This is a genomic window from Mesorhizobium ciceri biovar biserrulae (assembly GCF_001618845.1).
Taxonomy (GTDB): domain Bacteria; phylum Pseudomonadota; class Alphaproteobacteria; order Rhizobiales; family Rhizobiaceae; genus Mesorhizobium; species Mesorhizobium ciceri.
The window spans coordinates 1531721-1544467 of the sequence record NZ_CP015064.1 but is presented as its reverse complement, the minus strand read 5'-3'; the positions used below and the strand labels follow the sequence as shown (position 1 = coordinate 1544467).

At 63.4% G+C, this 12747-nt stretch carries 11 protein-coding genes; 3 read left to right on the top strand and 8 right to left on the bottom strand.

What is annotated here, in order from left to right; genetic code table 11:
- Positions 1 to 41: 41 nt before the first annotated feature.
- The 8 genes from A4R29_RS06805 to A4R29_RS06770 all read right to left on the bottom strand — a co-directional run bounded on the left by A4R29_RS06805 (position 42) and on the right by A4R29_RS06770 (position 9370).
- Positions 42 to 698 (bottom strand): GntR family transcriptional regulator, encoded by a 657-nt coding sequence (locus A4R29_RS06805; RefSeq protein ID WP_063171544.1) that lies wholly within the window; start codon positions 696 to 698, stop codon positions 42 to 44.
- A 189-nt stretch (positions 699 to 887) separates the two neighbouring features.
- Positions 888 to 1766: an SMP-30/gluconolactonase/LRE family protein gene (locus A4R29_RS06800; protein WP_013533046.1), complete on the bottom strand. Its 879-nt coding sequence runs from the start codon at positions 1764 to 1766 to the stop codon at positions 888 to 890.
- Positions 1767 to 1812: 46 nt separating this feature from the next.
- Complete coding sequence (gene kce / locus A4R29_RS06795) at positions 1813 to 2775, bottom strand: 3,5-dioxohexanoate:acetyl-CoA acetone transferase (RefSeq protein ID WP_063171543.1); 963 nt, start codon at positions 2773 to 2775, stop codon at positions 1813 to 1815.
- Complete coding sequence (locus tag A4R29_RS06790; RefSeq protein ID WP_063171542.1) at positions 2772 to 3719, bottom strand: 3-hydroxyacyl-CoA dehydrogenase; 948 nt, start codon at positions 3717 to 3719, stop codon at positions 2772 to 2774. Before A4R29_RS06790 ends, kce begins: the two co-directional genes overlap by 4 nt.
- A 10-nt stretch (positions 3720 to 3729) precedes the next feature.
- The gene (locus A4R29_RS06785) at positions 3730 to 4536 is read right to left on the bottom strand and encodes an SDR family oxidoreductase (RefSeq protein WP_024502463.1); all 807 of its coding nucleotides are present in this window, start codon (positions 4534 to 4536) and stop codon (positions 3730 to 3732) included.
- 13 nt (positions 4537 to 4549) lie between these two features.
- Positions 4550 to 6634: an ABC transporter permease subunit gene (locus A4R29_RS06780; RefSeq protein WP_063171541.1), complete on the bottom strand. Its 2085-nt coding sequence runs from the start codon at positions 6632 to 6634 to the stop codon at positions 4550 to 4552.
- Entirely contained in the window at positions 6631 to 8163 is a 1533-nt protein-coding gene (locus tag A4R29_RS06775; RefSeq protein WP_063171540.1) for a sugar ABC transporter ATP-binding protein, read from the bottom strand. The genes A4R29_RS06780 and A4R29_RS06775 overlap by 4 nt, the downstream gene beginning before the upstream one ends.
- A 79-nt stretch (positions 8164 to 8242) precedes the next feature.
- On the bottom strand, positions 8243 to 9370 hold the full coding sequence (locus A4R29_RS06770) for a sugar ABC transporter substrate-binding protein (RefSeq protein ID WP_013533052.1): 1128 nt from the start codon (positions 9368 to 9370) through the stop codon (positions 8243 to 8245).
- Positions 9371 to 9596: 226 nt separating this feature from the next.
- Between A4R29_RS06770 and A4R29_RS06765 the strand changes: the two genes are divergently transcribed.
- From A4R29_RS06765 to A4R29_RS06755, 3 genes are all read left to right on the top strand, one after another.
- Positions 9597 to 10271, top strand: coding sequence for a GntR family transcriptional regulator (locus A4R29_RS06765; protein ID WP_063171539.1), 675 nt, complete (start codon positions 9597 to 9599; stop codon positions 10269 to 10271).
- A gap of 292 nt (positions 10272 to 10563) precedes the next feature.
- Positions 10564 to 11391: a phosphogluconate dehydrogenase C-terminal domain-containing protein gene (locus A4R29_RS06760; protein WP_063171538.1), complete on the top strand. Its 828-nt coding sequence runs from the start codon at positions 10564 to 10566 to the stop codon at positions 11389 to 11391.
- Positions 11392 to 11712: 321 nt separating this feature from the next.
- On the top strand, positions 11713 to 12654 hold the full coding sequence (locus A4R29_RS06755; RefSeq protein ID WP_024502459.1) for a D-ribose ABC transporter substrate-binding protein: 942 nt from the start codon (positions 11713 to 11715) through the stop codon (positions 12652 to 12654).
- The last annotated feature ends 93 nt before the right edge of the window (positions 12655 to 12747 follow it).

Genomic DNA, 12747 nt, shown 5'->3' with positions numbered 1-12747 from the left:
TGTGGCAGTGATCGTGCGCAGAGGCAAATCAAGCCATGTCGTCAGGATTTTCGCGACAGGCCATCTTCCCTGATCGCGCTGACCAGCGTCTCGCTTCCCTCGCGAAGATGCTGCCTCAGAATGCCTATGGCCCTGTCGCCGTCGCGCCACCGGCAGGCGGCCAGCAGATCGCGGTGCTCCGTCTGCGAGCGGCTGCGATAGTCCAGGTTCGACCGCAGGATGCGGACGTAGCGATCGGCGGCATTGTGGTGCGCCTCGATTAAGGCCAGCAATCGATTGTTGCCGCAGGCATCGTAGAGAGCCAGATGAAAGGCACGGTTCAGCGCGCCCCATCGGCCGACATTGCGCTCCGCGTCGATCTGATCGAGAACCTGTTCCGCCTCGTCGAGCCTGTCACCGGCGAGATTGGGAAGCGAAAGCCGCAACGCCTCGCATTCGAGCAATTCGCGCAGTGCATAGATTTCACTGATCTCGGCGCTGTCCATCCGGGCGACCTGCGCGCCTTTTGTCGGATGAATGGAAACAATACCTTCGGCTTCCAATTGGCGAAGGGCGTCACGAATTGGCATGCGGCTGAAGCCAAACTGCTCGGCCAATTCGTCCTGGCGCAGCGGAGTGCCCGCCTTGATGGTCCCACTGGCAATCGCTTCGCGCAGGACATTGGCGACCTGTTCGGCCACGGTTCGCGGCCCCTGCATCACGCTTTCCGCAAATCCTGGCAATCGATGCTCCCGTTTGATGCGGGGCGCTCAGCCTAACGGAAACCCCTCTGCATGGATATATGTATGCCTGTATATGCACACGTTCGGCATCAATTGCCAGACTTGCGCGAATTCCTGCGCCAAGGCCTGATCTGCGTATTTTACCGGCGCTTCGCTTGCCTGGCGTCAGCCGCCGAAGCGCGGTTCCGCGACGCCCCTAACGCCAAGGCCTGATATGGCGAACAGGCTGCCGCGCAAAACGCCGTCGCCGGGAAAACGCGGCAGCGGCGGCTTGGCCATCGAGGTGACGTAGAGGGTGTCGAGCTTCGGTCCGCCGAACATGACGCTGGTGATCTTCTTGACCGGCATGTCGATGATGCGATCGATGCTGCCATCGGGCGCGTAGCGCACCAGCCTTCCGTCATAGACCAGCGCATTCCAGAGATAGCCCTCGGCATCGACGGTCGAGCCGTCCGCCGCACCGCCTCGGCTGGTGTCGACGCGCACGAAGGTACGCCTGTTGGTGGCGGCACCGGTGGCGATATCGTAGTCGTAGGCCCATATCTCGCCGGTCCAGGTATCGGCGAAATAGAAGGTGCGGTCGTCGGGGCTCCAGCATGGACCGTTGGAGCAGATGATGCCGGAATCGATCCGGGTGACGGAGAAATCCGGATCGAGCCTGTAGAGACCGCCGGACGGCCCCTCTTCCATCGTATCCATGGAGCCGGCGAAGAAACGGCCGCGCCGGTCGACCTTGCCGTCGTTGAGCCGGTTCATCGGCTTGTCCGGCTCGGGATCGTGGATCAGTGTCACCTCGCCGGTGGCGAAATCGAGCAGATGGAAGCCGCGCTGCAGCGAGACGACAGCGCCGCCGCCGTCCTTGCGCAGCGCCATTGAGCCGATCTTCATCGGCACGTCCCATGACCGGATCTCGCGCCCGTCGGCGGTCGCCCGAAACACGCGCCCGTCGAAGCTGTCGATCCAGTAGAGTCGTTCCTGTTCGACGTCCCACAGCGGTCCTTCGCCCAGTGTGGTCTTCACGTCCACCACGACTTCGATCTTCATGCCGTCCTCCTCCGTTTTGCGTCTCGCGGCGATTGCTCGGGCCGCCTCAGAAATCGACCTTGTCCCCGCCTTTCAATGACAGGATTTCGCGTGCCTCGTCGGGCGTCGCCACCTCCATGCCGAGCCCTTCGATGATCTTGCGGGCCAGCAAGACCTGCTCGGCGTTCGATTTGGCAAGCTTTCCCTTGCCCGCCCACAGACTGTCCTCCAGCCCGACGCGGATGTTGCCGCCAAGGGCCGCCGATTGCGCGGCGATGCGCAGTTGGCTGGCGCCGGCGCCCAGCACCGACCACCGGAACTGGTCGCCAAACAGCCGGTCGGCAGTGCGCTTCATATGGGCGACGTCTTCTGGATGCGTGCCGATGCCGCCGAGCAGCCCGAACACCGACTGCACGAAGAAAGGCGGCTTCACCAGCCCACGGTCGGCGAAGTGGGAAAGGTTGTACAGATGGGCGATGTCGTAGCACTCGAACTCGAAGCGCGTGCCGTTGTCGTAGCAGGTCGCCAGAATGTACTCGATGTCCTTGAATGAGTTGCGGAAGACGAGGTCGCGCGTCGCTTCCAGATGCGGCTTTTCCCAATCGAACTTGAAGGTCTCGTATTTGTCGGCCAGGTGATAGAGCCCGAAATTGATCGAGCCCATGTTGAGCGAGGCGACTTCCGGCTTGAACTGGGCGGCCGGGCGCACGCGCTCCTCGACCTTCATGTAGGGGCTGCCACCGGTGGTGATGTTGATGGCGGCGTTGGTGCCTTGCTTGACGCGCGGCAGGAAGCGGGCGAAGGCCTCCGGCGTCTGGTCGGGCTTGCCGGTTTCCGGATCGCGGGCATGCAGATGCAGGATCGCGGCACCGGCTTCCGCCGCCGCGATCGCCTCCGAAGCGATCTGGTCGGGCGTGATCGGCAGATAGGGCGACATGGTCGGCGTGTGGATGGCGCCCGTCACCGCGCAGGTGATGATGACCTTGCCCCTGGTCTGTGCAGGTCCCGGCTTGCGACTGGTTTGCGTCATTCTCCAAACTCCTGATCCGATTTTCTCTTGTGGGCGGCGAGCGCCATGAGCCGGCGGTCACGCCACACCTGCCGGTCGCCTAGGCTTTGCTGTGGCAGTCGCTTGCGGCGATCAGCCTCGACCGTGTCGATGACCTTGCCGGCCCAGTCGACGCGCCGCTGCGTCTGGGGAAAGATGTTGGAATAGATGCCCTGATAGCGCTCGACATAGTCGCGCACGCCGCCGGGTGCATTGAGATCGATGGTCTCGAACGGCCCCATGAACGACCAGCGCAGCGCCAGCCCGTCGCGGATGCCGACGTCGACATCCTCGACACTGGCGTAGCCATCGGCGACAAGCCGGAAAGCTTCCTCAAGCAATGCGCCTTGCAGGCGATTCATGATGAAGCCGTCAAGCTCGTGCTGCATGACCAGTGGCGCGTGGCCGGCGTCGACGAGGAAGGCGCGGGTTCTCTCGACCGTCTCGGCCGAGGTCCACGGCGCCGGCACGATTTCGGCCGCCGGAATGAGATAGGGCGGGTTGATCGGATGCACGACCAGGCAGCGCTGCCGCCCTTGCAGATGGTCGGTGAATTTCGACGGCAACAGCGCCGAGGTGGAACTGGCGATGACTGTTTGGGGATCGGCAAGCGTGTCGATCAAGGAGAACACCTTGCGCTTCACCTCGAGATTCTCGGGCGTGTTCTCCTGGATATGCACGGCACCTGCCAACGCCTCTTCAAGCTCGGCGACAACGGAGATACGGTCAAGAACCTCACCGGCTTGCTGTCCCCGCAGAAGATCGTTCTGGGCGAGATCGCCGAGCACGCCGGCAATGTAGTCGCGGGCTCCACCTGTGGCAGTGGGCGACTGGTCCCACATCCGCACGTCATGGCCGGCGCGGGCGAAGCTGATCGCCCAGGCCCGTCCGATGAACCCGCTTCCGACGATCGCGACATTGGCCATGGTTTGTTCCTCAAAGTGTTTCGACGTTGCCGTCGACGCCGAGCGACTGGCCGGAAATGTTGATCCCCGCATCGGAGAGCAGGAAGGCGACCATCGACGCGACATCATAGGGGCTGGTCATGCGACGCAGCGAGATGTTCTGGAGATAGCGTCCGGTCATCTCCTCGTGGCTGATACCGACCTGCTTGGCGCGCGCCGAGATAACCCCTTCGATGCGGGGGCCCTCGATGATGCCGGGCAGGATGGCGTTGACCCTGATGGCGTGCGGCCCGAGCTCTTTGGCCAAGCTTTGCGTGAAACCGATGACACCGAACTTGGCCGCCGAATAGGGTGTGCGGAAGGCGTAGCCATGGCGGCCGGCGGCCGACGACATCGAGACGATCGAACCGCCGCCCGCCGCCTTGATCAGCGGCACCGCGCGCCGGGCGCACAGGAACTGGCCGGTCAGGCAGATGTCGATGCAGCGCCGCCAGTCCGCCGGATCGATCTCGTCGACACCGCCGGTCGGCCCGGCAATGCCGGCATTGTTGATCAGCGCATCGAGCCCGCCGAGTTTTTTCTCGACCGCCTCGAACAGACGGTCGACGTCCTCGTCGCGCGAGACGTCGGCCTTGACCGCCGCGACCAGGTCGATCTTGCTGGGAGCAGCGGCCAGCGCCTCATCGGAAACGTCGCAGACGACGATGCGGGCGCCGAGGCGTGACAGCGTGTCGGCTATGGCAAACCCGATGCCGCCTGCGCCCGCCGTCACCAGCACGCGCTGGCCTTTCAGCCCGGTCAAAAATTCGTCCGCCGATGCCGGCGCCCTTGTGCTCATGGTCATGTCCTTCTCATTGCAGCCGCCGTTCGCGCAGCGCCATGACGGCGCCCAGAACGACCAGTCCGTAAAGAATTGCCCTCGTGGCATAGGGAAGCGTGGTGCCGGCGAGCAGCATCTGCAGTGCCGTCAGCAACAACACGCCGCCGAGCATGCCGAGATAGTGGCCGCGCCCGCCGGTGATCAGCGCGCCGCCGACCACCACCACGGCGATCGACGGCAATAGATAGTCGTCGCCCATGCCGAGGCTCGCCTGACCCGAAAAGCCGGTCAGCATGACGCCGACAACAGCCGCGCAGACGGCCGAAAGCATGTAGACCAGGATCAGCGTGCGCTCGACGCCGATGCCCGACAAGCGCGCCGCGCGCAGCCCGTTGCCGATGCCGTAGACGCGCCTTCCGAACGGGGTGCGGCCAAGCAGGAGTACCGCTGCGACGACAAAGACGACCATCAGCAGCACGATTGGAGTCAGCAGGCCGGCGAGCTTGGCCGTCATGACCCAGCGCAGCATCGGCGAGGAAAACCCGGCCGGCGTTCCCTGCGAATAGAGCAGCGCACAGCCTTGCAGAATGCCGTTGGTGGCGAGCGTCATGACGATCGGCGAGATGCCGAGATAGACGATGCCGAAACCATTGGCGAAGCCGATGGCGCAGGCCATCACCAAGACGACCGGCAAGGCGTAGACAAGGGCGGCGTCGGAGCCGTTGACCATGCCCGCCAGGATGATGCCGGAGATGCCGATCGTCCACGGCACGGAGAGATCGAGGCCTCCGGTCAGGATGACGGTTCCCTGCCCGAGCGCCAGGACGGCTAGGAAGGACGATAGCACCAGCAGCGAATTCCAGTACCCCGGATTGAGGATCGCGCGGCCGAGCCAGATCTGGGTGACAAGCACGATGAGCAGCAGGCAGACATAGGCCGGCAGCGCATAGCGCAGCGTTTCCGCATTGCGCAGATGGAAGGCAGGGCGCGGCGATGCCGGACTGCGCTGGGCATGGGCTGGCTCGGCGATCTTGAGACGCCGGTCCACGCGCTCGAGTTGCGAGGGCAATATGCCGGCGCGCCAGGCGGCAAACCGGGCACGCGCGGCGCGCAATTGCACGGCAAGCACCGATGCATGCGAGATCGAGCCGGCAAGTGCCGCCAGCACCAGAATGGTGCCTTCGGCAATGGTCGAATAATAGGCCGATACGTTGAGCACCAGCAGGATGTTTACCACGATCATCAGGATGTAGGCGCCGAAGACAGAGCCCACCGGGCCGCCCTGCCCGCCACCGAGGCGCGTGCCGCCGACGACGACCGCCGCGAACATCGACAAGAGCAGCGGATTGCCGACCAGCGGATCGCCGCTGCCGGTCTGGGCGCTGATGAACACGCCGGCAAGGCCATAGCAGCCGCCGGCGATGACATAGACGGCAAAGCGCACCAGAACGACATTGATGCCGACGGAAGCGGCCGACTCCGGATCGCTGCCAAGCGCGTAGAGTGCTGTGCCGAAGCGGGTTCCCTTCAGCCAGAACCAGGCGAGCAGGACGACACCGATCACCACCAGCGGCATCGGCAGCCAGCCGGCGATCGCGTCGCCGAGATAGAAGGTGCCGAGATCGGGCGACACGAAGCCGCCGGGCTTGTCCATCACCAGCAGCGTGACGCCTTGCAGGATGAACATGGTCGACAGCGTCACCACGATCGGCTGCATGCGCAGCACCGCGATGAAGAAGCCGTTGAAGGCGCCCACCGCCATGCCGACGCCGATGCCGACGGTGGTCCACAGGAGGATGCTTGCGCCTGGCGCCATCGGATCCATGCTCGATGCCAGCACGGCATTGACCAGCGATATCACCGCGCCGGCGGACAGGTCGAAGCCGCCCGACAGGATCACGATCGTCTGGCCGATCGCCGCGAGCGCCGAGGTGGCGCCGCCGCTCGACAGGAACGACACATCGAAATAGGTCAGCGGCCCGGCGCTGATCCAGTCGACGACGAAGAGCAGGATCGCCAGGACGGCCGCGGCGATCAGCGCGCCGCGATTGCGCACCAGCGCACGGCGCAGTCCGAAGCCGCCGGGAACAGGGGATGAGGCTGCTGCGCTGCTCATGCGGCGGCTTCCCCGGCATGGCCGAGCGCCGGGCGCATGATGGCCGGTTCGGTGATGGCGTCGCCTTCGAGTTCGGCGGCGATGCGCCCGTCATAGAGGACCAGCACCCTGTCGCATTGGTGAACGAGTTCGGGGATCTCCGTCGAGTGCAGCAGGATCGAACCGCCCGAAGCCACGTAGTTTCGCATCATCACATAAAGCTCGTGCTTGGTGCCGACGTCGATGCCTCGGGTGGGATCGAACAACAGCAGGATGCGGCTCTGCGCCACCAGCCACTTGGCGATGGCTATCTTCTGCTGGTTGCCGCCGGAAAACGCACCGGCCCGCGTCCACAGCGCTCGGCGGTCGACCTCGACAGTGGCGAATGCCGCCTCGACGGAGCGGGTCTCGGCTTGCGCGTCGACAAGGCCTAGCCGTGTGAAGCGCGATATCACCGGCAGCGTGGCGTTCTGGCTGCCCGACAATTTCAGGAACAGGCCTTCGGATTTGCGGTCTTCCGGCACCAGGCCGATGGCCATGTTGGGGCGCAAGGCATCGGCCGGCGAACCGAGCCAGACCTTGCGGCCGTCGACGAGGATGTGGCCGCGCTCGATCTCGGCCATGCCAAAGCAGGCCAGGAACAGGTCCTGCTGGCCCATGCCTTGCAACCCGGCGACGCCGAGGATTTCGCCCTTGCGCAGATCGAAGCCGGCGCCGTCGAGCTTGCGTCCGACCTTGAGGTCGCGCACGCCCAGAACCGGCGGACCGAAGGCCTGGGCGCTGTCCGGCTTGGGCGGAAAGGTCTGCTCGATGCTGCGGCCGATGATCTTTTCGATGACGTCGGCATCCGAGACATCGGCGACCGGCGCGGTGACGATGTGGCGGCCGTTTCTCAGGATCGTCAGCGTGTCGCAAAAAGCGCGGACCTCGCGCATGCGGTGGGTGATGAAGACGATGGTGGTACCCGCGGTCTTCAGCCTGGCGATGATGTCGCCCAGCCAGTCGACGTCGCGTCCGGCGAGCGTCGAGGTCGGTTCGTCGAGCAAAAGGATGCGCGGCTTGCGGTAAACGGCGCGCGCGATCTCGATCTTCTGGCGCACCGAAAGCTCGAGCTCGCTCACCTCGGCATCGAGATCGACGGAAAAACCGAGATCTTCGATATGGCGGCGGACGGCCTTGCGGGCAGCACCGCGGCGGATCAGGCCGGAGATGCCGACGGGGGCGTAAGGCAGCAGCATGTTGTCGAGCACGGAGAGATCGCGCACCAGGGTCATCTCCTGGAATGCTGTCTGCATGCCGAGCGCATGTGCTGCGCGCGGTGCGCCGTAAGCGATCTCCTTGCCGAAGACACGGACATGGCCTTGGCTCGGCCGGACCAGCCCGGACAGCAGCTTCACCAGTGTCGACTTGCCGGCTCCGTTTTCACCGAGCAGGGCATGGACGCTGCCGGGCGCGATCGCAAACGACACGCCGTCCAGCGCGACGGTCGGGCCGAACGCCTTGCCGATGCCATCGATCTCGATGGCGGGGAGCTCGGAGTGTTCTGTCATTGTCCTCGATCGCCGGCTTGGCATGGATTGACGACGCACGGACAGTTGTCCGTGCATCGTCACACGGGCCTTGGGAGGCTTAGTTCTCCGGTTGTCCGACGAGGGCAGCATTAAGGCCGACCTCGGGTGTCTGGTCCGAGAAGATCGAGGCAAACCAGCCCGGATTGGAGACCAGCGACGGCTTGAAGGCGTTGCAGCCGGCCTTCATCTCCGCCCATGTGCCTTCGTCGCACAGCTTGATCGTCTCATTGGTAACGACCGGCAGCGGCAGGATGGTGGTCTTCGGCACGTCCTTGCCTTCGATCGCCTCGACGGCAAGCTTCAGCGCCAGCGCACCCGAATAAGGCGGCGAGGCATAGGAAATGCGTTGTGCGCCCGCCGGTGCATAAGGAGGAGCGGCACCTTCGACTTCGGTGCCCTCCGGCAGCATCTGGATGCGGCCGCCATTGGAACCTTCGCCGGCGCAAGGCAGGAGTTCGCTGGTCTTCTTGCCAGCCTCGAGCTGCATCGAGTTGGCGGTGAAGCAGCCGACCTGCATCCACAGTCCGTTGATGTCGTCCCAATTGCGGGTGGCCAGGATTTTCGAAAGTTCGGTGCGGGCGACCGCCTGGCTCCACATGCCGACAGCCTCGCCGACGATCTTGATATCAGGATACTTGGCGAAGACTTCCTTGGCGGCCTTTGTCCGCTGATCGTCAACGGATGTTCCCGGGACGCCCGTGATGGCGATGATGTTGCCCTTGCCGTTGAGCTTCTTGACCAGCCATTCGGCGGTCACCCTGCCCGCTTCCAGCTGGTCTATGTGGACGTTGTAGGCGCAAGGCTCGGTGATCTCGGCGTCGTACGCAAAGACCTTCACACCCTTGTCGCAGGCATTCTTGACGACCTGGTTGAGCGCGGTCGGCGAGATCGGATACACGACGATGGCTTCGGCGCCGCTTTGCACCATTGCGTTGATCTGCTGAATCTGGCGTTGCGCGTTGGGGCCAGCGACCTGGACCTGCAGGTCGACCTTGTCGGCCAGGCTCTTATGAGCGGCCATGGCCTTGACCATGTTGGCCGCCTCCGCCTGCCAATCATTGCCGATGTAGCTCATGCTGAGAAAGATCTTGTGCTTCTCGGCGGCCTGCGCGGCGGACAGGCCGAAGGCGCACGCAGCCATGCCGGCCAGCAGCGCGAGCCGCCGGACTTTCGATCCGATACCCATGTGGAACTCCTCCCAAACAGAACGACCGAATGCCTCCCAAGGGCACAAAACGTAAACCCTTGTCATTCGATGCCAGCGACCGTATCATGATTTGATCAAATATCAATGATGAAATCGTTTATATCAAAACCGGCCATGTCAGCCGCTTGACGTGGCACCACGAACCTTGCATTCCGACACGAGCACACAAGCAGGTGTCGCCCTCAGGCGGGAAGGTTGACAGGAGATGGCTGGATCGGCGTTCAGGAAGCCTGGTGTCGAGATCATTCCACTGTCCAAGGAAACTCTGCAGGACCGGGTCTACAATCAGGTCACCGAGTTGATCCTCGACGGCAGCATCGTGCCGGGCGAGATGGTCACGGTTCAGAGCCTCGCCGACGCCTTTGGCGTCAGTCCGATGCCGGTCAGGGAAGCGCTGCGGCGCCTGACGGCAGCCAACGCGCTGACGGTAGTATCCGGGCGCTCCATTGGTATTCCGGCGCTCAGCCGCGAGCGGCTCACCGATTTGCGCAATGTACGTTTTGAGATAGAGGCCATCGCCGCCGGCTGGGCCTCACAGAACCGCAGCGAGGCGGACCTTGCGATTTTCGCGCGCGATCTGGACTCACTGGAACGCGCGAATGGCGCGGACGACGTAAAGGCCTATCTCAGGGCGAATTATACCTTCCACTTCGCAATCTACCGAGCAGCGGGATCCGAAACCCTGCTCAAGATCATCAAGGATCTGTGGCTGCAGATCAGCCCCTATTTCAATATGCTGCATGGATCCTACTCGACCGCGAACACATACCATCAACAGATGTTTGCGGCCCTGCGCGACCGGGACGAGCAGGCAGTTCAGGCGGCGGTTCGCGGCGATATCGATGCGGCTTTCGACATGCTGGTCGATCTTTTGAAGTAGCGCCCGGCCCGACCTCCGACCCCTATCACATGCCTCCTATTTCTGGGGATGGCAGAGCAGCGCTCATGCGCACTCGGCGGGCAAGCGCGGGCTTCTTCTGGTGATCTAGAGATCATATCCCGAGCGCGTCATCCATGGTTCTCGTGCTTGAGCTTGCGAGGGCGGCAGCCGATGACGCGGCGAACGCATCGCATGGTCATTATCGGATTGCCAAAATCTGGTAGCGTGATTATACCAGTTGATCAGTTGACGACGGGCGATACCGTCCGCTGAGATCAGGAGTAGTGACCAAATGACAACGATTGCGCTGTTCGGTGCCGGTGGGAAAATGGGCTACCGCCTGTCGACCAATTTTCGCGGGTCGCCCTACACAATACGCCATGTCGAGGTCAGCGATGCCGGCCGCGAACTGCTGAAGACCGGGCTGGGTTTCGATACTGTCAGCGCCGACGAAGCGCTCAAGGGCGCCGATGTGGTGATCCTGGCCGTTCCCGACACGCATATCGGCAAGGTGGCGACCAGCATCGAGAGCAAGCTGGCACCGGGCACCATGGTGGTGGTGCTCGACGCGGCGGCACCCTTCGCCGGCCACCTGCCGAATCGACCGGACCTCACCTATTTCGTCACCCACCCCTGCCATCCGCCGATCTTCAACGACGAAACAGATATGGCGGCAAAGAAGGACTATTTCGGCGGCGTCAAGGCCAAGCAGCATATGGTCAGCGCCTTGATGCAGGGGCCGGAAGAGGATTACGCCAAGGGCGAGGCGATCGCGAAGATCATCTGGGCGCCGGTCATGCGTTCGCACCGCGTCAGCGTCGAACAGATGGCGCTGCTGGAACCCGGGCTTTCGGAGACGGTGTGCGCCTCGCTGCTGGTGGTCATGAAGGAAGCCGTCGACGAGGTCGTGGCACGCGGCGTCGACCAGCAGGCGGCGCTCGACTTCCTGCTCGGCCATATGAACGTGCTGGGCGCCGTCATTTTCGGCGAGACCAAGGGCGTTTTCTCGGATGCCTGCAACAAGGCGATCGAGTTCGGCAAGCCGGTGCTGATGCGGGACGATTGGAAGCGCGTGTTCGAGCCGGAAGAGATCGCCGCCAGCATTCAGCGTATCACCTGAAGAGGAGAAGCGCTGCCGCCGCGACGTCGCCGTACCGTTGCGACGCTCGGCATCGTAGCTCATCAGGTACATATCACCTGAATTCGTGGTTGACTCATCATACCAGTTGGCTTAGCTGTTCATGGCTCGGATCGACAGGGTTTTCGCAGGAGTACGATGCCTGGGCGAGTGGAGGATGGCTGGGGAGCAACGATCCGTGGAGGGGAAGCCGGCAAACGGCTCTTTAGCCCGGAAGCGATCCGCCGCCCGCGCCGCCTGACGAATTCGGATGCCGACAGATGCTTTGGGTAACCAAGGCAATTTTTCAAACGGGAGGACTTCATGAAACTTACACGCAGAATGACGCTTGCGGCTTTCGCCGGCATGCTGGCGCTTGGCACGGCCGTGCCCGCCTACGCGGCGGATCTCATCGCCATCATCACGCCCTCGCACGACAATCCGTTCTTCAAGGCGGAAGCCGTCGGCGCCGAAGCCAAGGCCAAGGAACTCGGCTACGAGGCGCTGGTGCTGGTCCATGACGACGACGCCAACAAGCAGTCCGAGCTGATCGACACCGCGATCGGCCGCGGCGCCAAGGCGATCATCCTCGACAATGCCGGCGCCGACGCCACCGTCGCCGCGGTACAGAAAGCCAAGGACGCAGGCATTCCGTCCTTCCTGATCGACCGCGAGATCAACGCCACCGGCGTCGCCGTCGCGCAGATCGTCTCCAACAACTACCAGGGCGCCCAGCTCGGCGCGCAGGAATTCGTCAAGCTGATGGGCGAGAAGGGCAATTTCGTCGAGCTGGTCGGCAAGGAATCCGACACCAATGCCGGCATTCGTTCCAAGGGCTATCACGACGTCATCGACGACTATCCGGACCTGAAGATGGTCGCCCAGCAGTCGGCCAACTGGAGCCAGACGGAAGCCTATTCCAAGATGGAATCGATCCTGCAGGCCAACCCCGACATCAAGGGCGTGATCTCCGGCAACGATACGATGGCGATGGGCGCCTATGCGGCACTTGCCGCGGCGAACCGCAAGGATGTCATCGTCGTCGGCTTCGACGGATCGAACGATGTTCGCGACTCCATCACCTCGGGCGGCATCAAGGCAACGGTGCTGCAGCCCGCCTTCGCGCAGGCGCAGATGGCGGTCGAGCAGGCCAACGACTTCATCAAGAACAAGAAGTCGCCGGCCAAGGAAAAGCAATTGATGGACTGCGTTCTGGTCAATGGCGACAATGCCGCCAAGCTGGAGACCTTCGCGCTGACGAACTGAGCCAGCGTGATTTGAATAGCGAGGGGCGAACCCAGGATCGCCCCTCGCCGCCATTTTCCGTGGGCCGCCCACGATGCTGAACGACAGGCCGCC